The sequence below is a fragment of the Rhodococcus sp. Q1 genome, assembly GCF_004153645.1.
Taxonomy (GTDB): domain Bacteria; phylum Actinomycetota; class Actinomycetes; order Mycobacteriales; family Mycobacteriaceae; genus Rhodococcus; species Rhodococcus gordoniae.
Genome location: NZ_SDMJ01000002.1, coordinates 28152 through 49166 on the forward strand (window position 1 = coordinate 28152; position 21015 = coordinate 49166).

Annotated in this window: 18 protein-coding genes; 8 read left to right on the forward strand and 10 right to left on the reverse strand. The window is 68.4% G+C overall.

The features are described 5' to 3' along the window. The first annotated feature begins 147 nt into the window (after positions 1 to 147). The 3 genes from EQ874_RS04970 to EQ874_RS04980 all read left to right on the forward strand — a co-directional run bounded on the left by EQ874_RS04970 (position 148) and on the right by EQ874_RS04980 (position 4187). Entirely contained in the window at positions 148 to 1191 is a 1044-nt protein-coding gene (locus EQ874_RS04970) for a DoxX family membrane protein (RefSeq protein WP_207213489.1), read from the forward strand. A 230-nt stretch (positions 1192 to 1421) separates the two neighbouring features. Further along, the gene (locus EQ874_RS04975) at positions 1422 to 3680 is read left to right on the forward strand and encodes an ATP-binding domain-containing protein (protein ID WP_165369220.1); all 2259 of its coding nucleotides are present in this window, start codon (positions 1422 to 1424) and stop codon (positions 3678 to 3680) included. A gap of 84 nt (positions 3681 to 3764) precedes the next feature. After that, a complete protein-coding gene (locus EQ874_RS04980; protein ID WP_129976059.1) occupies positions 3765 to 4187 on the forward strand; it encodes a DUF732 domain-containing protein in 423 nt (140 codons plus the stop codon). Between the two features lie 4 nt (positions 4188 to 4191). Here EQ874_RS04980 and EQ874_RS04985 read toward each other — a convergent pair whose 3' ends face one another. From EQ874_RS04985 to uvrB, 3 genes are all read right to left on the reverse strand, one after another. Beyond that, positions 4192 to 4644 (reverse strand): universal stress protein, encoded by a 453-nt coding sequence (locus EQ874_RS04985; protein WP_064063023.1) that lies wholly within the window; start codon positions 4642 to 4644, stop codon positions 4192 to 4194. A 156-nt stretch (positions 4645 to 4800) separates the two neighbouring features. Continuing rightward, positions 4801 to 5673, reverse strand: a complete 873-nt coding sequence (locus EQ874_RS04990; protein ID WP_129976060.1) for a hypothetical protein — start codon at positions 5671 to 5673, stop codon at positions 4801 to 4803. A 45-nt stretch (positions 5674 to 5718) separates the two neighbouring features. Continuing rightward, positions 5719 to 7878, reverse strand: a complete 2160-nt coding sequence (uvrB, locus tag EQ874_RS04995) for an excinuclease ABC subunit UvrB (protein WP_064063021.1) — start codon at positions 7876 to 7878, stop codon at positions 5719 to 5721. Between the two features lie 69 nt (positions 7879 to 7947). Between uvrB and EQ874_RS05000 the strand changes: the two genes are divergently transcribed. The 3 genes from EQ874_RS05000 (at position 7948) to EQ874_RS23115 (ending at position 10739) form a co-directional block, all read left to right on the forward strand. Further along, positions 7948 to 8466, forward strand: coding sequence for a DUF402 domain-containing protein (locus tag EQ874_RS05000; RefSeq protein ID WP_064063046.1), 519 nt, complete (start codon positions 7948 to 7950; stop codon positions 8464 to 8466). A 444-nt stretch (positions 8467 to 8910) separates the two neighbouring features. Beyond that, positions 8911 to 10611: a sodium:solute symporter family protein gene (locus tag EQ874_RS05005; RefSeq protein WP_129976494.1), complete on the forward strand. Its 1701-nt coding sequence runs from the start codon at positions 8911 to 8913 to the stop codon at positions 10609 to 10611. After that, a complete protein-coding gene (locus EQ874_RS23115; protein WP_016935144.1) occupies positions 10608 to 10739 on the forward strand; it encodes a putative transporter small subunit in 132 nt (43 codons plus the stop codon). Before EQ874_RS05005 ends, EQ874_RS23115 begins: the two co-directional genes overlap by 4 nt. 187 nt (positions 10740 to 10926) lie before the next feature. Here EQ874_RS23115 and EQ874_RS05010 read toward each other — a convergent pair whose 3' ends face one another. After that, on the reverse strand, positions 10927 to 12069 hold the full coding sequence (locus EQ874_RS05010; RefSeq protein WP_129976061.1) for an LLM class flavin-dependent oxidoreductase: 1143 nt from the start codon (positions 12067 to 12069) through the stop codon (positions 10927 to 10929). Positions 12070 to 12166: 97 nt separating this feature from the next. Beyond that, complete coding sequence (gene coaE, locus EQ874_RS05015; RefSeq protein ID WP_207213490.1) at positions 12167 to 13384, reverse strand: dephospho-CoA kinase; 1218 nt, start codon at positions 13382 to 13384, stop codon at positions 12167 to 12169. Between the two features lie 781 nt (positions 13385 to 14165). Between coaE and EQ874_RS05020 the strand changes: the two genes are divergently transcribed. Next, entirely contained in the window at positions 14166 to 14378 is a 213-nt protein-coding gene (locus EQ874_RS05020; protein ID WP_016934979.1) for a hypothetical protein, read from the forward strand. Positions 14379 to 14569: 191 nt separating this feature from the next. Here EQ874_RS05020 and rpsA read toward each other — a convergent pair whose 3' ends face one another. Continuing rightward, positions 14570 to 16030: a 30S ribosomal protein S1 gene (gene rpsA / locus EQ874_RS05025; protein ID WP_016934980.1), complete on the reverse strand. Its 1461-nt coding sequence runs from the start codon at positions 16028 to 16030 to the stop codon at positions 14570 to 14572. Positions 16031 to 16249: 219 nt separating this feature from the next. Here rpsA and EQ874_RS05030 point away from each other — a divergent pair, with 219 nt between their 5' ends. Beyond that, complete coding sequence (locus EQ874_RS05030; RefSeq protein ID WP_064063018.1) at positions 16250 to 17158, forward strand: class I SAM-dependent methyltransferase; 909 nt, start codon at positions 16250 to 16252, stop codon at positions 17156 to 17158. A 39-nt stretch (positions 17159 to 17197) separates the two neighbouring features. Here the strand turns inward: EQ874_RS05030 and EQ874_RS05035 are convergent, their stop codons facing one another. The 4 genes from EQ874_RS05035 to EQ874_RS05050 all read right to left on the reverse strand — a co-directional run bounded on the left by EQ874_RS05035 (position 17198) and on the right by EQ874_RS05050 (position 21013). Further along, positions 17198 to 17971 carry an amino acid ABC transporter ATP-binding protein gene (locus EQ874_RS05035; RefSeq protein ID WP_064063017.1) on the reverse strand — a complete coding sequence of 258 codons (774 nt, stop codon included), beginning with the start codon at positions 17969 to 17971 and terminating at the stop codon, positions 17198 to 17200. After that, positions 17968 to 18954, reverse strand: a complete 987-nt coding sequence (locus EQ874_RS05040; protein ID WP_016934440.1) for an amino acid ABC transporter permease — start codon at positions 18952 to 18954, stop codon at positions 17968 to 17970. The genes EQ874_RS05035 and EQ874_RS05040 overlap by 4 nt, the downstream gene beginning before the upstream one ends. An 11-nt stretch (positions 18955 to 18965) precedes the next feature. After that, complete coding sequence (locus tag EQ874_RS05045; protein WP_207213508.1) at positions 18966 to 19859, reverse strand: ABC transporter substrate-binding protein; 894 nt, start codon at positions 19857 to 19859, stop codon at positions 18966 to 18968. A gap of 86 nt (positions 19860 to 19945) precedes the next feature. Then, the gene (locus EQ874_RS05050) at positions 19946 to 21013 is read right to left on the reverse strand and encodes an isocitrate/isopropylmalate family dehydrogenase (protein ID WP_207213509.1); all 1068 of its coding nucleotides are present in this window, start codon (positions 21011 to 21013) and stop codon (positions 19946 to 19948) included. Positions 21014 to 21015 lie beyond the last annotated feature (2 nt).

The window sequence follows — 21015 nt, forward strand, 5'->3', positions numbered from 1 at the left end:
ACCGGTGAGGAATTCCGTTATTCAATGCTTTCCGTACCATCCGAAATATCGGCCGGTGCCCTTTGTCCCTGCTTCGCGCATATTTCCGTGACTCCCGGGGTACCTGTGTCAAGGTTTGGAAACACAGCCGACCACGGGAGGAACCACATGCTCGTCCGGAGAATCGCGCGGCCCATGCTCGCGTCCATCTTCATCGCAGGGGGCATCGACGCCCTGCGGAAGCCCGAGCCGAAGGCAGGTGCTGCGCAGCCCGGGCTCGATCAGGCTGTGAACGCGCTGCCGGCATCGATCACCGACCGGCTCCCCAGCAATCCCGAGACTCTCGTACAGATCAACGCCGCCGTCCAGATCGGCGCCGGCACCCTGTTCGCCCTCGGCAAGGCACCGCGTCTGTCCGCTCTCGCCCTGATCGGCAGCCTCGTGCCGACCACCGTTGCGGGCCACGACTTCTGGAACGCCGAGAACCCGGAGGCCCGCGCCCAGCAGCGCACTCAGCTCATCAAGAACGTGAGCCTGATGGGCGGACTGCTCATCGCGGCCGTCGACACCGAGGGCAAGCCGTCGCTCGGCTGGCGGGGCCGCCGTGCCGCGCGAGCCGCGCAGAAGTCGGTGGCCGCCGCCCTGCCGGGCCACTCCTCGGACGGGCACACGGCGGAGGCGCTGCACACGGTCGCCGAACGGGTGAAGGCACTGACAGAGGAGGCCGGCGAGCAAGGTGGCCATCTCCTGGAGATCGCCAAGGAGCGTGGGCCGGAAATCGCAGAGGTGGCGCGCGAACGCGGCAGCGGACTGCTCGAGGTCGCCCGCGACCGCGGTCCGGTGCTGACCGAGCGGGCGCGCGATCGCAGCGCCGAGATCCTCGGTGTGGCCCGCGAACGCGCTCCCGAACTCGCCGAAGGCGCCCGTGAACGCGGCACCGAGCTGCTCGAGCTTGCGCGGGAGCGTACCCCCGAGATCGCCGACGCCGCCCGCAAGCGCGGCTCGAAGCTGTGGGACACGACGGTCGATCGCAGCTCGGAGTGGGCGAAGCTCGCCGAGGAACAGTCCGCGATCCTCAACGCCCGGGCGCACGTCGCCGCGGAGAAGGCGCGCTTGCGTGCCGAGGCTGCGCGCAAGCAGGGCACGAAGGCGGAGAAGAAGCTGGCGAAGAACATCAGGGCGCTCGAGAAGAACATCGAGAAGAAGAAGTAATCGAGTACGGCACAGCAGTGCGGGCGTGCGACTCGGTCGCACGCCCGCACTGCTGTGACCAGGATTTCTGCCTGTTTTCTTACGGCGACGACTAGACTTCTCGGGCACTTTCGTCAGCGCATCATCCTGCGCACGGCGGAGCGATCTCGTCCTGTCTATCCCGAGGAGTCCCTGTGCCGGTTGATGGCGCGTCCCATCCGGAGCTCGATCGCGAGCAGGCCTACGTGGCGATGCTCTACACGCATCTCGACGGGCTGCGCGACTACGCCCGGACTCGGTTGACCCGCGTGCTGAAGGAGACGGGAGGCACTCCGCAGGCACGCAGCGAGCGCGAGTCCTTCACGCAGATGTACACCGAGGACATCGCGAAGTACGACGCCGCCGAGCACGGCCTGTGTTTCGGCCGCATCGACGTCCGCGACGACGGCACCGATGCGGCAGTGACGACCGAGGACGGCGCGGAGACCCGGTACATCGGTCGGCTCGGCATCCTCGACGAGGACAACGACTACGAGTCGCTGCTGCTCGACTGGCGGGCACCGCAGGCCCGCCCGTTCTACCTCGCCACCCCCGCCGCTCCCGACGGGGTCGTACTGCGACGTCATATCCGCAGCCGCAGCCGGACCGTCACCGCTCTGCACGACGAATATCTCGACCTCGACGCCGCCCTCGAGCATGCCGATACCCAGGCGGCGGGGGGTGTGGCCGGTGAGTCGGCGTTGCTTGCCGCGCTGAACGCCGCGCGCACCGGGCAGATGCACGACATCGTGGCGACCATCCAGGCCGAACAGGACACGGTCATCCGCTCGGAGCATCGCAGCGTGCTCGTCGTCCAGGGCGGTCCGGGAACCGGCAAGACCGCGGTGGCGCTGCACCGGGCGGCCTACCTGCTCTACACCTACCGCAAGCAGCTGGCCAAGAGCGGCGTACTCATCGTGGGCCCGAACAGCCGCTTCCTCGACTACATCGGTCAGGTGCTGCCCTCGCTCGGTGAGACCGGAGTGCTGCTCTCCACGGTCGGTGATCTGTATCCGGGGGTGACGCCCACCGTCACGGACAACCCGGAGGGCGGCGAGCTCAAAGGTTCCCTGGACATGGTGAAGGTGCTCGAGAAGGCCGTCCGCGACCGGCAGGAGGTGCCCCGCTCCCCCGTGCACCTGAGCTTCGACACCTATGCGCTCACGCTCGACCGCAAGATCGTCACCCGCGCACGCGGTCGCGCTCGGTCGTCCCGCCGACCGCACAACCTGGCCCGGCCGATCTTCGTGGGCGGGGTGATCGACGCACTCGCCGATCAGCTCGCGGGGATCATCGGATCGAATCCGCTCGGCGGCGCGAATCTGTTGAGCCGGGAGGACATCCAGGACATCCGGTCCGAGATGCGTTCGGACCGTGACATCATCGCCGCGATCGACGCATTGTGGCCGGAACTGTCCCCCCAGCAAGTACTCTCGGATCTGCTGGCTTCGCGCGACCGGATCGCGTCGGCGGCTCCGGCGTTGTCCGACGAGCAGATCGACGCGCTGTACCGCCCCGACGCACCGGGACGTTTCAGCGCGGCCGACGCTCCCCTGCTCGACGAACTCGCCGAACTGCTCGGTGTCGACGACGCCGCCGAGCGCGAACGCGCGAAGCGGCGCTGGCGCAAGCAGATCGCCGACGCGCAGGGTGCACTCGACATCCTCACCGGTTCGGCGCCGCAGGATCTCGAGGACGATCTCGATCCCGAACTGCTCATGGCGTACGACCTCATCGATGCCACCCAGCTCGCCGAACGGCAGAACCACCGCCGCCACGAGACCACGGCCGAACGCGCGGCGGGTGATCGCACGTGGACCTACGGTCATGTGATCGTCGACGAGGCGCAGGAGCTGTCCGCGATGGCGTGGCGAACGATCATGCGCCGCATCCCGAATCGCTGGATGACCCTCGTGGGCGACACCGCGCAGACCGGTGATCCGGCGGGAACCGAGTCGTGGCAGCAGATCCTCGAACCGTACGTCGCGAACCGGTGGAAGAAGACCGAACTGACGGTCAATTACCGCACGCCGGCGGAGATCATGCGGATCGCACATGCGGTGCTCGCCGAGATCGATCCCGATCAGGTGCCGCCGCAGTCGGTGCGCGAATCCGGTTTCGAGCCGTGGGCGCAGCAGGTCGACGCGGAGGCGCTGTCGGCGACCGTGCGGGCCGCTCTCGACGCCGAGACCGGCCCGGGCACGACGGCCGTGCTCGCGCCCGCACGCCTCGTACGCGAATGGGAACCTCTCGCATCCGAGTCGGTCACGGTCGCGACCGTCAAGGAGGTCAAGGGCCTGGAGTTCGATGCGGTTCTGCTCGTCGAACCGGCCGAGATCCTCACCGACTCGTCGCGCGGGATGAACGATCTGTACGTGGCGTTGACCCGCGCGACCCAGCGTCTCGGGGTGGTGCACTCGGAGCCGCTGCCGGACGTGCTCACGGGTCTCGTGGCCCCCACCCACTGCTGAGGGCAGCCCACGACCGGCCGGAAGGACGGTACCGTCCTTCCGGGCAGGGACACGGGACGGATCATCCGCGGAGGGAACGAACAAGTGACCTATCGGGCAGCGCACCATCGGGTACGTCGAGCGGGGTGCGCAGCGGTCGCGGCGCTGAGCGGGTTCCTCGTCTCCGCCGCCTGCGGGTCGGTGGCGCCGGCCCCGGACGAGGCGCAGGCCGCCCCCTCCACGACGTCGACCGCGCCCGCACCCTCCACGATGCCGCCCGACGCGCGGTTCCTGCGGGTGAAGGAGATGCTGGAGGCGTCCGGTCTGGTCGCCGACGTCGGGGACGACACCGTCCTGGCGGTGGTGCGAGGGGTGTGCGACCAGCTGAGTGCGGGAGTGCCGGAGCATGACGTCCTCGCCACGCTTCGGCCGATCGCCGCCTACGCCGCGGGGGCCACACACTCGCGGATGTCGGCGGACGCCGCTGCCGTGCGCTACCTCGAGGTCACTCGCGAGGAGTACTGCTGATCCGTCAGCGGACGGTGTGCACCACCAGCACGTCGCACAGGGCCTTGCGGGCGACGTCCGAGGGGACGGAACCGAGCAGGCGGCCGGTCAGCGTGTTGAGACCGCGGTTACCGATGACGATGAGATCGGCGTCGACCTCTTCGACGAGTGTGAGGAGCGACTCGACGGGAGCACCGACGATGGGGCGCTCGGTGATCTTGCGGGCGCCCGCCACGGTCGCCTTCTCCCGTGCGGTGCGCAGGATCTCGTAGGTCGGGGCCGAACCGGTGATCTGGTACGCCTCGTCGCGCAGCGCATCGGCGGCCTGCGCGGTGTCCTTGGGGTCGGCCGGGTAGTAGGCGCAGGCGATCACCAGTTGGGCGCCGGCGTCGCCGGCCAGAGCAGCTGCCTTCTCCACGGCCCGATACGACGATTCGGAACCGTCGGTTCCGACGACTATGGTCCGGTAGGCGCTCATTCATCCTCCATCGAGTGTGTGGTTCATCGACGTGTGCCGCCGATGCCGTCGTCGACGGAGGACACGCACGCTCCCCCGCCATACGCTGCGTCGACAGTAGCGGGATGGGCGGCCCGGGTGGGACGTTTGGGTCTCATCCCACAATCCGGTTTGATGTTACCGTGCGTCACCGTAACGCGGGCCGAAGAGGCCGGAGGGGAACACCTCGGCGTCGACGAAGGCATCGCGCCACGGCAACGCGAGGTCGAGCAGACGCTCCACGCCGTCCTCGCCGAGCGCGCCCCAGGGCGCGGCCGCCAGGTCGTCGGTCAGGTCCTCGACGAGCTCGCGGACCTCGAACCCTTCACCGGTGAGTTCTCCGCGCTTGTCCAGCAGGCCGCGTCCGCGCAATCCCTTCTCGGCGTCCGCCCACTCGTCCCGCGACCATCCCCGAAGCTTCCGGGCAGGATCGACGGCGAATCCGATGCCGGTCGCCGTGTGGGTGACCAGCGATTCGATCCCCGACAGCCCCGCCGTCTGCAGCGCCGCGATGTGCCCGTCGCCGCGGTACTCGCGCAGCAATGTCAGCGCGTGCCACAACCGGAGATGCGCTTCCTCGGGCCAGGGCAGGTCGGCGTGGGCGGCGTAGAGCGGTCGCCCGTCGGGGCCCGGGATCGCCTGCGCCGCGGTGACGGCGAGATCCGTGGCCTCGTTCATCTCCGCGGAATCGAGCACGTCCTGCCCGAGGACCCGCCGGTAGAGAGCGTCCAGCCCGCGCAACCGCGCCGCAAGGATCGCGGCAGGCTCGGCGCTCTGCCACACCGCCGGGACGGCCGAGGCCACCAGACGGGGCGAGAAACTGTAGAACGTCGCCGTCACGAGGCCGGGGCCCACGGCACCCATGGCTGCCGAGCGCCCACCGAAATAGTGTGCGGCCGGCCCGTCGACGCCCAGCGCGGCGAGTTCACTCGCGGTGTCCGGCGCGAAGTAGACGACCGAATGCAGCAGTTCGAGCGCGCGGGCCGTACGCCCGGCCGAGGAGGGATCCATGGGAAAGGACCCTACCGAGTCTCCGGCGCCGACCGGGCAGGGCGGCTACTTCAGCCCCGCGGCGTCCATGCCGCGCAGTTCCTTCTTCAGGTCGGAGATCTCGTCGCGCAGTCGCGCCGCCAGCTCGAACTGCAGGTCGCGTGCGGCCTGCATCATCTGATCGGTGAGCTGCTGCACGAGATCGGCGAGCTCGGCCCGCGGCATCGTCGAGGTGTCGCGACCTTCCACGACACCGGAGCTGACTGCGCGCCCGGACTCGCCCTGCGCGCGCCGGCCGCGCGAGGCGTTGCGTCCGGAACCGCCCACCTCGACGATCTCGGTGTCCTCGGCCTCCTGGTAGACCTGATCGAGGATGTCGGCGATCTTCTTGCGCAGCGGCTTCGGATCCAGACCGTGTTCGGTGTTGTAGGCGACCTGCTTCTCGCGGCGCCGCTCGGTTTCCTCGATGGCCCGGGCCATGGAGTCGGTGATCTTGTCGGCGTACATGTGGACCTCGCCCGAGACGTTGCGCGCAGCGCGGCCGATGGTCTGGATCAGCGAGGTCGTCGACCGCAGGAAGCCTTCCTTGTCGGCGTCGAGGATCGCCACCAGGGACACCTCGGGAAGATCGAGGCCCTCACGGAGCAGGTTGATGCCGACGAGGACGTCGTATTCGCCGAGGCGCAGCTGCCGCAGTAGTTCGACACGCCGCAGAGTGTCGATGTCGGAGTGCAGATAGCGCACCCGGATGCCGAGTTCGAGCAGGTAATCGGTGAGGTCCTCGGCCATCTTCTTGGTGAGTGTGGTGACGAGGACGCGCTCGTCGCGGTCGGCGCGCTCGCGGATCTCGTGCACGAGATCGTCGATCTGGCCCTTGGTGGGCTTGACGACCACCTCCGGGTCGACGAGACCGGTGGGACGGATGACCTGCTCGACGAACTCGCCGCCGGTCTGCCCGAGCTCGTAGGGGCCGGGGGTGGCCGACAGGTAGACCGTCTGCCCGATGCGGGCGGCGAACTCCTCCCAGGTCAGGGGCCGGTTGTCGACCGCCGAGGGCAGGCGGAAGCCGAAGTCGACGAGGTTGCGCTTGCGCGACATGTCACCCTCGTACATCGCGCCGATCTGCGGCACCGTGACGTGCGACTCGTCGATGACCAGGAGGAAGTCCTCCGGGAAGTAGTCGATGAGGGTCGCGGGAGCGGACCCGGCGGGGCGACCGTCGATGTGACGGGAATAGTTCTCGATGCCGGAGCAGAAGCCGACCTGCCGGATCATCTCGATGTCGTACTGGGTGCGCATGCGCAGACGCTGCGCCTCGAGCAGCTTGCCGCGGTTCTCCAGATCGGCGAGGCGCTCCTCGAGTTCGGCCTCGATGCTCGCGACGGCGCGTTCCATGCGTTCGGGACCGGCGACGTAGTGGGTGGCGGGGAAGATGCGCAGGGAGTCGACCTTGCGCACGACATCGCCGGTGAGCGGGTGCAGGTAGTACAGCGCGTCGATCTCGTCGCCGAAGAACTCGATCCGCACGGCGAGTTCCTCGTAGGCGGGGATGATGTCGACGGTGTCGCCCTTGACGCGGAACGATCCGCGGGTGAACGCCATGTCGTTGCGGGCGTACTGGACATCGACGAGCAGGCGCAGCAGCGCGTCGCGCGGCACCTCCACACCCACTTCGAGCTGGATGGACCGGTCGAGATAGGACTGCGGGGTACCGAGACCGTAGATGCACGAGACGGACGCGACCACCACGACGTCGCGACGCGACAGCAGCGACGAGGTGGCCGAGTGCCGCAGCCGCTCCACGTCGTCGTTGATCGACGAGTCCTTCTCGATGTAGGTGTCGGTCTGCGCGATGTACGCCTCGGGCTGGTAGTAGTCGTAGTACGAGACGAAGTACTCGACCGAGTTGTTGGGCAACATGTCTCGCAGCTCGTTGGCGAGCTGCGCGGCGAGGGTCTTGTTGGGCGCCATCACGAGGGTGGGTCGCTGGACGCGCTCGATGAGCCACGCGGTGGTGGCGGATTTGCCGGTACCGGTGGCACCGAGCAGGACGACATCCTTCTCCCCCGCCCTCAGCCGCCGCTCGAGCTCGTCGATGGCGGCGGGCTGGTCACCCGCCGGCTCGTATTCGCTGACGACTTCGAAGCGGGCCTCGGTGCGTTCGATCTCACCCACCGGCCGGAACTCGGAGTGGGCGACGACGGGATGTTCACTTGCGAACGCCATGGAAACCAGAGTAAGCGCTCCCACCGACACGCACCGTGCTCCTACGTGCGGGACGGTCCGGCCGCTAGCCTGCATCCCGTGTCCGCGACCCCGCATCCCGTGAAGACCGAGACGTTCGACGTCGCCGCGAAGACCAACATCGACCCGAAGGGTTTCGTGCGCGCCGTCGACGAGTACCGCGTCGAGGCGTGGGGCCTGTACATGGCGCGACCGTCCGATCACCCGCAGTTCCACTATCTCGAGTCGTGGCTGCTTCCGGAGTTGCGGCTACGGGCTTCGATCTTCCATTTCACACCGGGCAACGAACGCGATCAGGACCGGTACGTCGACGTCGGCGAGTTCAGGCGCGACGGTGACGTCTGGCACTCCCACGACCACTATCTCGACCTGATCGTCCGCACCGGTCGCGACACCACCGTCGAGGACATCGACGAACTGGTCGTCGCGGTCACCGCCGGTCTGATCGATGCCGGGGCGGCCGAGATCGCGATCGAGACGGCGCTGCGGGCGGTGGACGGCATCGCCGCGCACGGTCACGATCTCGACGCATGGCTCCGGGAGCGGGGCGCGCCCGTCTCCTGGCGCTGACGCTCACGCCGTCGACGTGGGTGCCACCTGCACAGAAACACAGGGCACGGGAGCGAAAAAGTTACTGTCGCAAAGGACATGATAATCTGCCTCGGCCGGCGAAGCAGTGCACCGAGAAGGCGACCATCGGGCCGGCCCGGATCGCCTCTCCGCGTGCACATCGCCCGACCGAGGTAACCCCTCGTGCCGGCGGCGCGCGCCCGCGCAGTTCACGGGCGCCACCGAGAACGCCGCCGCCTCTTCGTCGGCACACGCCCGGATCCGGGTGTGCCCTGCTGGAGCGGTATGCCACGCCCGATCGGGTGTTCGACGCATGCCCACCGTCCGGGGGTGAATCGGACAGACGCCGAAGCGGAACCGCGAACGGACGCGTGCAACGCGCCCCGTGGATCCGCGCTGCGCTCCGATCGCCGTGGACACGACGCGAAGACGAAGGAGGTCGCAGTGGACGGCACCGAGCTCGTTCATTTCAGCGCCGCGACGATCGTTACCCTGCTCGTATTCTTCTATGGCGGAACGCTTCTCATCTCCGCCCGGATCGGGAAGAAGGACGAGAACGCCGACGGTTACATGACCGCCGGCAACAAGGTCGGTTTCGGGGTGTCGGCGGCCAGCATGACCGCCACCTGGATCTGGGCGTCCTCGCTGTACGCCTCCGCGACCTCCGGATACACCTACGGCGTCTCCGGCCCCATCCACTACGGGCTGTGGGGTGCACTGATGATCCTGTTCATCTACCCCTTCGGCAAGCGGATCCGCGCGGTCGCACCGAAAGCCCACACTCTGGCGGAAGTCATGTTCGCCCGGCACGGCCGGTCGAGCCAGCTCATGCTCGCCGGCTCGAATCTCGTCGGCAGCCTGATCAGCCTGATGTCCAACTTCATCGCGGGGGGCGTGCTCATCTCGCTGCTCTCCCCGTTCGATTTCGTTCAGGGCGTGGTGTTCATCGCTGTCGGGGTGCTGCTCTACACCCTGTGGTCCGGCTTCCGCGCGTCCGTCCTCACCGATTTCGTGCAGGTCGTGGCGATGCTCGGTGCCGTCGTCGTCATCATCCCGGCGGTCTTCTTCCTCACGGGCTTTCCCGGCGCCTTCGACAGCGGTGCCGGCAATCTCAGCGACCAGCAGGGAGATTTCTTCTCGAGCGAGGCGTTCCTGAACCAGGGCGCGCCGTACATCGCGGCCGTGCTCGCGTACGCCATCGGAAACCAGACGATCGCGCAGCGGCTGTTCGCGGTGCGGGAGGATCTCATCAAACCGACCTTCGTCACCGCGACGATCGGTTACGGGGCGACCGTCATCGGGGTCGGCATGTTCGGTGTGCTCGCGCTGTATCTGGGCATCGACCCGATGGACGGCGACGTCAACAACATCGTGCCGCAGATGGTGGCGTCGTTCCTGCCCACGGCACTGGTCGTCGTGTTCTTCGTCATGATCATCGGCGCGCTGTCGTCCACCGCCGATTCCGACCTGTCGGCCCTGTCGTCGATCGTGATGGCGGACATCTACGGTCAGAACATCGCCGGGGGCACCCGCAACGCCGATCCCAAGCGCATGCTTTTCGTCGGGCGCGCCACGATGATCGTCGCGACCGCCGCCGCCGTCGCGTTCGCAAGCATGCGGCTGAGCATCCTCGACCTGCTGGTCTTCGTCGGGGCGCTGTGGGGCGCACTGGTCTTCCCCGTCATCGCGAGCTTCTACTGGGACAAGGTCACCAACAAGGCGTTCACGACGTCGGTGCTCGTCGCCCTCGCAGCGTTCCTGCCGGTGCGGTTCGGATGGTTCCCGATGGACGGAGTGATCGCCTGGGCGGTGGACATCGCCTCGGTGATCGGCGTCGGCGTGATCGCGGGCCTGATGGCGTTCGGGTTCTTCGGAATTCGGGTCGCGCGCATCGTCGGCACCGTCGCCGCAGTGGCGGCCGCACCCTTCGCGCTCGGCGCGGTCCACGAGTACGCGGTGCTCAGCGCATCGCTCGTCGCGTACGCGGCCAGCACTGTGGTGTGCTGGGCGATGTCCGTGAACTCTGCGGAGAACTTCGATTTCGAGGTCATCGCGCAGCGCGTCGGTGACTTCGACGTGGAGGAGGACACCGCGACGGCCGGGAACGATCCTGCAGCAACCAGTCCGGAGAAGGAGAATCGATGAACATGCTCACGCTGACGATCTACGTCCTGATCTGGCCCGTGCTGGTCGCCGGTGTCCTGGCGGTGCTGTGCCGCGGGTTCTTCGAGGAGTGGCTGCAAGCGCGACGGGACGGCAAGGATCTGATCTGACCACTCGATTCGGGGAACGCCAGGTGATCCTCGGAGGAACGTGGCAGCCCGGCGGGCGCGGCGTCCGGGATGCCGGTGCCCGTCCGGCACCACGAGTGATCTCTTCGGCGAGTTCTCGCGCCGCCCTGCCGATCCGGCTCGTCGGCGCGGCGGAGGCCTTTCCCGCGCCGAAGTCCTCGGTGGCGGGTCAGGGGGCGTCGGCCTCCTCCGGCACGAGGTCCACGCGGGCCGGGATCACCTGTCGGTGCGCCGAGTCGGCGCCCTGCGCGGCGAGAGTGCTGTGCGTGGGCGGGTCGGACGGCACGTGGGCGGGGCGGCGGCGTTCGAATTCCGTTCGCAGCACCGGCACGACCTCTCGCCCCAGGATCTCGATCTGTTCGAGCACGACGTCGAGCGGCAGGCCGGCGTGGTCCATGAGGAACAGCTGACGCTGGTAGTCGCCCGCATAGTCCGCGAAGCCGAGCGTACGTTCGACGACCTGCTCGGGTGTGCCGACGGTCAGTGGTGTCATCGTCGAGAAGTCCTCGAGCGACGGGCCGTGGCCGTAGACGGGAGCATTGTCGAAGTAGGGACGGAAGATCCGCTTCGCCTCGGCCTCGGTCCCGGCCATGAACGCCTGGCCGCCGAGCCCGACGATCGCCTGGTCGGCGGCGCCGTGTCCGTACTGCTCGAACCGCTGCCGGTAGAGGGTGATCATCTGCTCGATGTGTTCCTTGTTCCAGAAGATGTTGTTGTGGAAGAAGCCGTCGCCGTAGAAGGCGGCCTGTTCGGCGATCTCGGGCGAACGGATGGAGCCGTGCCAGACGAAGGGCGCGGTGTCGTCGAGCGGCCACGGGGTGGAGGTGTAGCCGTGCAGCGGCGTGCGGAACTTGCCTTCCCAGTCGACGACGCGTTCGCGCCAGAGCCGTCGCAGCAGGTGGTAGTTCTCGATGGCGAGGGGAATGCCCTGTCGGATGTCCTTGCCGAACCACGGGTAGACGGGCCCGGTGTTGCCGCGCCCCATCATGAGGTCGACGCGGCCACCGGAGAGATGCTGCAGCATCGCGAAGTCCTCGGCGATCTTCACCGGGTCGTTGGTGGTGATGAGCGTGGTCGCGGTCGACAGGATGAGCTTCTCGGTCCTCGCAGCGATCCAGCCGAGCATTGTCGTCGGCGAGGACGGGACGAAGGGCGGATTGTGGTGCTCGCCGGACGCGAAGACGTCGAGCCCCACCTCCTCGGCCTTCAGCGCGATCTTCGTCATCGCAAGGATGCGCTCGTGTTCGGTGGGGACCCGGCCCGTCGTGGGGTCGCGCGTCACGTCGCCGATGGTGAAGATGCCGAACTGCACGATGGAACCTCCGTCAAATAGTTGAACTGTCAACTACCCTAACGGACGGGGCGTCCGGAACATTCCCGGGTGGGAATCCAGCGGGATCCGGACGCCGCTAGGCCGACCAACCGGTGTTCGCGGCCCACTCCCATGCGCGATGGTGCGCATGGTCGAACCACGGCGCCTTGAGCGCCGCATAGGCGGCGGCCGCCTCGGCGGGGTCGGACCGCTGCGCCGCGTCGGCCGCGGCGCCGGCCTTGAGATCCGCGTACTCGCGCTTCGCGGTGTCGACCGCGGACAGCCAGTCGCGCAGCAGCAACGCGAACTGCTGGGCGGGCCAGCCGTCCACGCGGACAGCCACCCGCGCGGGACGGCCGGGATCGGCGCTGCCGTGCAACCGCATCTCCCACACGGCCGGGTCGGTCTCGCCCCCGGCACCGTAGGACGGCTTCGGTTCGTCGGTGACCACGTCGTCGATGCGCGGGAAACCCGCGGCAGCGAGCGCGGGTGCGAGCGCGTCGGCCGCCGCGAGATCACCGACGGTGATCTGCAGGTCGAGGACGTCGACAGCGGCCAGACCGGGCACGGCGGTGGACCCGATGTGGTCGATGCGCTTCGCTGCGCCCCCGGCGGCGAGGGCCAGCCGGGCGATGAGCCGCTGGGCCTGACGATGCCACTCCTCGCGGGCGTGCACGAGCACCGGTTCCGCCTCCACCGCGACACCGGTGCGCAGATTCTCCTCGAAGGGCATCAGGCGCTCGTTCCACAGTCTGCGGACCTGCTCGACCAGCACCTGCTGATCGCCGGTGTTGTCGAGCCAGACGTCGGCGACCTCACGCCGCTGCTCCTCCGTCGCCTGCGCCGCGATGCGCGCCCGGGCGTCGGCCTCGGGCATACCCCGCAGCTCGACGAGGCGGCGGACCCGCTCGGACTCGTCGGCGTGCACCACGGCGACGAGATGGAAGGCCGGCGCCATGCCACCTTCGACGAGCAGCGGGATGTCCTGCACCACCACCGCGTCGCCGGGCGCGGATGCGACCAGTTCGGCGGTGCGGCGGCCGACCCGCGGATGGGTGATGGCGTTGAGGACGGCGCGCGCGTCGTCGCTCGCGAACGCCTTCGCCGCGAGCGCGGGGCGGTCGAGCGTGCCGTCGGCGTGCAGGATGTCCTCGCCGAAGGCGTCGACGAGTTCGGCGAGGCCGTCGGAGCCCGGAGCGACGATCTCCCGGGCGACGACATCGGAGTCGACGATCACCGCCCCGAGTTCGACGAGCTCCTTGGCGACGGTCGACTTGCCCGCGCCGATACCTCCGGTCAACCCCATTCGCAGCACGCTGCCAGTCTCGCATCACCACGCCGTCGAGGCATCTTCGCGGTCCCTGCGACGCTTCGCGCATCGTCGGCCCCGACGGCGAGACGACATATTCGTCCGTCTCCTCGTCGAAGTCGACGGTGTACAGCGTCGGGTAGGGGCCGGCCGGACGCGGGCTGCGCCACGACCTCCCGCAGGGACGGCTTCGCCGCCGGCGATTCTCGGGTCATCATCGGCTCGATGACGATGAACTCCCCGTCCCACGAGCCGTCGACAGCACCTCGGTGAATTCGAACGATCCGGGAATCACGTGGTCCTCCGCGCCCGCTCAGTGCATCCCCACGACCGGGGCGGTGTTCTCGAGCGGCCAACCCGGAGGCGGAATGCAACCCTCCGGAACGGAGTGCGGACCGGGAAGTCGCGCCGCGCGCTCCACGGAATCCGTTGCGGCCGGGCCGACTCCGTGGTCGGCGCCCGTCGTGGAGAAGTGCATGTCGACATGAGGTGCGCCGTAGGGGATCCCCGGGGCGTGACCGGGCGGGTTCGGATTCCCGTCCGAGCATCCGCCGAGATCCGGCGCGGGTGGGGATCGAGTGGGCGTAGGCGGCGAGGACCACGGTGCCCGGGCTCCCCGGGATCACACCCCGATCACGGTGGGGTCACGGGGCGGTCGCAACACCGCTCGACGACCGGACACACCCCCTCCGACCTGGGGTAAATGCGCAGAATTTGCGGGACTGTCCGATATCGTCGGTGCGAATCGTCCCTCCCGGCTCGTCCGGAGCATTCGAGAAGGCAGGCCATGCGATCCTCCACCTCCACCACAGGTCGGCATCGCCTCGGCATGGAAAACGGGGTTCACTGCATCCTCATCCCCGAGGTCGCTGCCGCCCTCGCCGAGCACCGGCGGAACTGGTTCACCGCGCTGCTGACGAACGCGCGCCACAGCCACGCCGCGATGCGCAAGCGCGCGACGGCCCTGCCCGCACAGTGGGCCACTCCCGCCGTGGGGTGAACTCGCCCCCGAGCTGAGCACCTGCTGCCGACGACATACGAAGACCGGCCCTTTCCGTTTCGGAAGGGGCCGGTCTCGTCGTCGTCCCGGAGCCGTTGCTCCGAAACGAGCGCGAGGCGGGAGGAAGCGCTTCCCCGGAACGCGGACGGCCCCGCACCGAAAGGTGCGGGGCCGTCCGTGGGAACGATATGTCAGGCGTTGCCCGACAGCTTCTCGCGCAGAGCGGCGAGCTGGGCGTCGCTCGCGAGCGATCCGCCGGTGGTCTCCGGAGCAGCCTCGGCACCCGACTCGGACGAGTAGTTGCCACCGGACACGCCGGCCGCAGCTTCGGCAGCCTCGTCGGCAGCCATCTTCTCGATCTGAGCGGTGTGCATCTTGTGGCGACGCTCGGCCTCCGCGTAGCGGGACTCCCACTCCTCACGCTGCTTCTCGTAGCCCTCGAGCCATTCGTTGGTCTCGGGATCGAAGCCTTCGGGGAAGATGTAGTTGCCTTGCTCGTCGTAGCTGTCGGCCATGCCGTACTTCGACGGGTCGAACTCGGCGGTGTAGTCCTCGTTCGCCTGCTTCAGCGACAGCGAGATACGACGACGCTCGAGGTCGATGTCGATGACCTTGACCATCGCGTCGTCGCCGACCGCGACGACCTGGTCCGGGACCTCGACGTGGCGCTCGGCCAGCTCGGAGATGTGGACGAGGCCCTCGATGCCCTCCTCGACGCGGACGAACGCGCCGAACGGAACGAGCTTGGTGACCTTGCCCGGCACGATCTGACCGATCGCATGGGTGCGGGCGAACTGACGCCACGGATCTTCCTGCGTGGCCTTGAGCGACAGGGAGACGCGCTCGCGATCGAGATCGACGTCGAGAACCTCGACGGTGACCTCGGTGCCGACCTCGACGACCTCGGACGGGTGATCGATGTGCTTCCAGGACAGCTCGGAGACGTGCACGAGGCCGTCGACACCGCCGAGATCGACGAAGGCGCCGAAGTTGACGATGGAGGACACGACGCCCTTGCGGACCTGGCCCTTCTGGAGCTGGTGCAGGAACTCGCTGCGGACCTCGGACTGGGTCTGCTCGAGCCATGCGCGGCGCGACAGGACCACGTTGTTGCGGTTCTTGTCGAGCTCGATGATCTTGGCCTCGATCTCCTTGCCGACGTACGGCTGGAGGTCGCGGACGCGACGCATCTCGACGAGCGAGGCGGGCAGGAAGCCGCGCAGGCCGATGTCGAGGATCAGGCCGCCCTTGACGACCTCGATGACGGTGCCCTTGACGGCCTCGTCCTTCTCCTTGAGCTCCTCGATCGTGCCCCAGGCGCGCTCGTACTGCGCACGCTTCTTGGACAGGATCAGACGGCCTTCCTTGTCCTCCTTGGTGAGAACAAGTGCCTCGACCTCATCGCCCACCGACACGACCTCGTTGGGGTCGACATCGTGCTTGATGGAGAGCTCGCGGGACGGGATGACGCCTTCGGTCTTGTAACCGATGTCGAGCAGCACCTCGTCGCGATCGACCTTGACGATGGTGCCCTCGACGATGTCGCCATCGTTGAAGTACTTGATCGTGGCATCGATGGCGGCGAGGAAATCCTCGGCAGAGCCGATGTCGTTGACGGCTACCTGCGGCGAGGTGACGGTGGTGGAGGCCATGTGTTGAGTTGCTCCGGACGGGTTGATAGTCGGTTGGTGAAATTCGGTCGGGCACGTGAAACACCCACTGCGATACGGCGATGTGTGAGTCACGGCGAGTTCCCCGCTCGGCCGTGGAGCCGAACTGCGGACACTCGCGATCACCAGGCTACGCGCCTCGAGGGGACCCGGGCAAACCGATATCGTGGACCGTCCTGCCGACCCGTTAGGCTCACGCACATGTCGGGCTCCGTGAACCCCCTTTCTCCAGACTCGTCCGGCGACTCGGACGGGACCGACGACGAGACCGCGCGGCACGCGAACGCGCAGACCGTCCTCGGCGAGACCCGGCCCACCCGCACCCGCCTCGGCTCCCTCGAGAGCGAGCGCGCGAACCGGGTGTGGTGGGACGCCGACGCCGAGGACTACCACCGCACCCACGGCGATTTCCTCGGCGCGGATTCGGCCGACGGCGAGTTCGTGTGGTGCCCGGAGGGTCTGCACGAGGCCGATGTGCAGTTGCTCGGACCGGTCTCCGGACGCGACGTCCTCGAACTCGGATGCGGTTCGGCCCCGTGCGCCCGCTGGCTGGCGGGACAGGGCGCCCGCGCGGTCGGACTGGACATCTCCATGGGGATGCTGCAGCGCGGACGCACGGCGACGGCCGCCTCCGGCCGGGCGGTTCCGCTCGTACAGGCCGGCGCCGAGAACCTGCCGTTCGCCGATGCGAGCTTCGACATCGTGTGTTCGGCCTTCGGCGGGGTGCCCTTCGTCGCCGATTCCGCCCGGGTGATGCGCGAGGTCGCGCGGGTGCTGCGCCCCGGCGGACGATGGGTGTTCTCCGTGAACCACCCGATGCGGTGGATCTTCCCCGACGACCCCGGCGAACAGGGCCTCGTCGCGATGTTCCCCTATTTCGACCGGACCCCTTACGTGGAGGTCGACCCGACGGGTCGCGCGACCTACGCCGAGCACCACCGCACGGTGGGCGACCGGGTGCGCGAACTCGTCGCCGCCGGGCTCGAGGTCTACGACATCGTCGAACCCGAGTGGCCCGAGCATCTCGATCGCGAGTGGGGGCAGTGGAGCCCGCTGCGCGGATCGATCTTCCCGGGCACCGCCATCTTCTGCAGCCGCAAACCCGCTTGATCCCGGCTCCCGACCCCCGCCGGGTTCAGGGTCCGGCGTTCACAGCAGCCGGGACAGGAACTCCCGGGTACGGCTCTCCTTCGGGTCGGCCAGGATCTTGCGGGGATCGCCGGCCTCGACCACGACACCGCCGTCCATGAAGACCAGTTGATCTGCGACCTCCCGCGCGAAGCCCATCTCGTGCGTGACGACGACCATCGTCATGCCGCCGTCCGCGAGATCGCGCATCACCGCGAGTACCTCGCCGACGAGTTCGGGGTCGAGGGCCGAGGTGGGCTCGTCGAACAGCATGAGCTTGGGATCCATGGCGAGCGCGCGGGCGATCGCCACGCGCTGCTGCTGGCCGCCCGAGAGCTGCGCGGGATAGGCGTCGACCTTGTCGGCCAGCCCCACCCGGGCGAGCAGATCGCGGGCCTTCTCGACCGCCTCGCCGCGCTTGATCCTCTTCACGAGGATCGGTGCCTCGACGACGTTGTCCAGCACGGTGCGGTGCGGGAACAGGTTGAAATGCTGGAACACCATGCCGATGTCGCGGCGCTGCTTCGCGGCGGCACGCGGGTGCAGTTCGTACAGTTTCGAGCCGCGCTCGGCATAACCGACGAGATCCCCGTCGACGTACAGGCGACCGGCATCGACGCGTTCGAGGTGGTTGATGCACCGGAGGAAGGTCGACTTGCCCGATCCGGACGGGCCGATCAGACAGGTCACCTGGCCGCGTCCGACCTCGAGCGAGATGCCCTTGAGCACCTTCACGGCGCCGAAGCTCTTGCAGACCCGGTCGGCCCGCACCATCGGCGTGTCGACGGACGTCATATGCGTTCCTCCCCCGGTGCGCCGGGCTTCGGCGTCGGCTTGCCGGCCTCGGTGACCGGTGCGTTCTGTGCGTCGGCGAGTGCCTGCAGCTGACGGGCGGTGAGCTGCCGGGTCAGACCCTTCGAGTAGTGCCGTTCGAGGTAGTACTGGCCGATCATGAGCAGGCTGGTGATCGCCAGGTACCAGGTCGCGGCGACGAGCAGCAGTGGGATCGGCTGGAAGTTCGCGCCCGAGATGTCGCGGGCGCGACCGTACAGCTCGAGGCTGTACGGCACGGCGGCGACCAGCGACGTGGTCTTGAGCATGCTGATCAGCTCGTTGCCGGTGGGCGGGATGATCACCCGCATCGCCTGCGGGAGGACGGTGCGGCGGATCGTCTGCGACCACGACATGCCGAGCGCGGTGGACGCCTCGAGCTGTCCTTCGGGCACGGAAGTGATGCCGGCGCGCACGATCTCCGCCATGTACGCCGCTTCGTTGAGCGCCAAGCCGATCACGGCGAACAGGAACGCCGCGTTCAGGCCCTGCACGTCGATGTGGACGAACTGGTGGACGAACGGGATTCCGAGGTCGATCTGCTTGTAGATCGACGGGAACAGCCCCCACAGCACGAGTTGCACGTACACGGGGGTTCCGCGGAAGACCCACAGGTACAGCCATGCGACGGAACGCAGGACGGGATTCGGGGACAGGCGCATCACCGCGAGCACCACGCCGAGGAGCACGGCGATGAGCATCGCCAGCACCGTCAGCTGCACGGTCTTCCACGCGGCCGCGGTGATACGGGCATCGAACAGGTACCGGGCGTAGATGTCCCAGCGGTAGGCCTCGTTGGTGGCCGCTCCCCAGGCGAACAACCCGAGTGCGATCAGGACGATCGCGCCGGAGATCCATCGTCCGGGATGACGCAGGGGTACTGCGCGTATCGGCTCCGGTTCGTCCGGTCGCTGTTCCGCGGTTCTCGCGGACGTGGACTCGCTCATGGTTCCCTTTCTCAGCTCGTCGCGCCGTTGATCTGCGACGTGGTGATCGCGCCGTCCTCCATGCCCCAGCGCGCGGTGATCTCGCCGTACGCACCGGAGTCGATGAGATACTGCACCGCCTGCTGCAGTACGGGACCGAACGGCGAGCCCTTGTCGACGACGAATCCGTAGGGCGCGGCGTCGAAGACCTCACCGGCCGGTTCGAGCCGTCCCTCGCTGCGGGAGACGACGTACGCCGTGACCGGCGAGTCGGCGGACAGTGCGTCCACCCGGCCGAGGATCAGGGCGTTGGCGGCCTCGTCCTGGCTGTCGTACTTGACCTTGTCGATGGGCGGCAGCCCGCGGGCGACACACTCCTCGCTCTTGGCCGGGACCTCTTCGAGGTCCTCGATCGTGGTGGTCTGCACCGCCACCCGCAGTCCGCACGCGTCGTCGGGGTCGACGGATTCGCCGGTGCGCTGCGCCCACCGCACCCCGGCGCTGTAGTAGGTGACGAAGTCGACCGATTCCTCGCGTTCCTTCGTGTCGGTGAACGACGACGAGCCCATCTCGAACGTGCCGGCCTGGACGGCCGGGATGATCCGGTCGAAGTCCGCTTCGTTGAACACCGCCTCGAGACCGAGGACGTCGCCGACGGCCTGGACGAGCTCGACGCCGAAACCGACGATGGTTCCGTCGTCGTCCTTGAACTCGTTGGGGGCGTAGGGCACGTTCACCCCGACCTCGAGGGTTCCGCCGTCGGCGACGTCTGGTGGCAGTCGGCTCGCGATGGCGTCGACCTTCTCGACGCCGATCCGGTCGCCGGGCGGGACGGTCGATTCGGTGTTCACCACGCACCCGGTCGCGAGGGCGAGCACCGCCACTCCCCCCGCCAGCCTGCTCAGGGTCCGGGCGCGACCACGCACCCACGAGGTCGCGCGGCGGGTGTGCACTGCTCGTTTCACAGTCGAACAGTATCCAACCCGGGAGGGGGGCGAACGCAAACCGAAGCTCAGGCCTCGAGGCGAGCGACGACGGCGGCGGTGAACTCGTCCGTCGAGGCGGTGCCACCGAGATCGGCGGTGGCGACACCCGCCGCGACCGTCGCGCGCACCGCGTCCTCGATGCTGCGGGCGGCCGCGGAGAACTCGATGTCCGCGCGCGCCCCGAGACGGTCGAGAAGCATGGCGGCGGACAGGATCAGCGCGATCGGATTGGCACGGCCCTGCCCGGCGATGTCCGGTGCCGCGCCGTGCGCGGCCTGCGCCATGGCCTTCGTGCGCGATGCGTTGATCGACGCCGCGGTGCCGAGCGAGCCGGACAGTTCGGCCGCGAGGTCCGACAGGATGTCGCCGAACATGTTCTCCGTCACGATGACGTCGAACTCCGCGCCGCGGCGCACGAGCAGCGCGGCCATCGCGTCGACGTGCTGGTCGTCGACGGTGACGCTCGGGTAGAGACGCCCCACCTCCTGGCACACGTCCCGGAACAGGCCGGTCGTGAGGGAGAGCACGTTCGCCTTGTGCACGATGGTGACGCGCTTGCGGCGACGCGACGCGAGGTCGAAGGCGGTGTGCGCGATGCGTTCACAGGCAGCGCGCGTGATCACCCCGACCGCGAGGGCGATGTCGGGGGTGGGCATGAACTCGCCGCTGCCGACGGCCATGTTGCGGTCGGCGTAGAAGCCCTCGGTGTTCTCCCGGACGACGACGAGATCCATCCTCGGCGAGACCGACGGCACCCCGGGCAACGCGGAGGCGGGCCGGATGTTCGCGTACAGGTCGAAGTGTTTGCGGATCCGTCCGCCCGGGGTGAGCTGACCCCGGAACTCGGGTGGGTAGGAGGCATTGTCGTGCGGGCCGAGGATCCACGCGTCGAGCTCGGCGAGGGTGTCGAGGGTCACCTGCGGCAGGGGACTGCCGTGGGTGTCGATCGCGGTGGCACCCACCGGCAACGGCACCCAGTCGATAGCGACCCCGGCCGCCGCGACGGCGGTGTCGACGACCGTGCGGGTCGCCGGCACGATCTCGAGGCCTATGCCGTCGCCCTCGAGAAGTCCGATGCGGTGGCGGTGGAGCATTG

Bases quoted from the DNA above. Each gene is read 5' to 3' on its own strand.
- EQ874_RS04975 (WP_165369220.1), top strand. From the start codon at position 1,422: ATGCTCTACACGCATCTCGACGGGCTGCGCGACTACGCCCGGACTCGG.
- EQ874_RS04985 (WP_064063023.1), bottom strand. From the start codon at position 4,644: ATGAGCGCCTACCGGACCATAGTCGTCGGAACCGACGGTTCCGAATCG.
- EQ874_RS05040 (WP_016934440.1), bottom strand. From the start codon at position 18,954: ATGAGCGAGTCCACGTCCGCGAGAACCGCGGAACAGCGACCGGACGAA.
- EQ874_RS05050 (WP_207213509.1), bottom strand. From the start codon at position 21,013: ATGCTCCACCGCCACCGCATCGGACTTCTCGAGGGCGACGGCATAGGC.
- EQ874_RS04990 (WP_129976060.1), bottom strand. From the start codon at position 5,673: ATGGATCCCTCCTCGGCCGGGCGTACGGCCCGCGCGCTCGAACTGCTG.
- EQ874_RS05035 (WP_064063017.1), bottom strand. From the start codon at position 17,971: ATGACGTCCGTCGACACGCCGATGGTGCGGGCCGACCGGGTCTGCAAG.
- EQ874_RS05020 (WP_016934979.1), top strand. From the start codon at position 14,166: ATGCGATCCTCCACCTCCACCACAGGTCGGCATCGCCTCGGCATGGAA.
- rpsA (WP_016934980.1), bottom strand. From the start codon at position 16,030: ATGGCCTCCACCACCGTCACCTCGCCGCAGGTAGCCGTCAACGACATC.
- EQ874_RS05030 (WP_064063018.1), top strand. From the start codon at position 16,250: ATGTCGGGCTCCGTGAACCCCCTTTCTCCAGACTCGTCCGGCGACTCG.
- EQ874_RS23115 (WP_016935144.1), top strand. From the start codon at position 10,608: ATGAACATGCTCACGCTGACGATCTACGTCCTGATCTGGCCCGTGCTG.
- uvrB (WP_064063021.1), bottom strand. From the start codon at position 7,878: ATGGCGTTCGCAAGTGAACATCCCGTCGTCGCCCACTCCGAGTTCCGG.
- EQ874_RS04970 (WP_207213489.1), top strand. From the start codon at position 148: ATGCTCGTCCGGAGAATCGCGCGGCCCATGCTCGCGTCCATCTTCATC.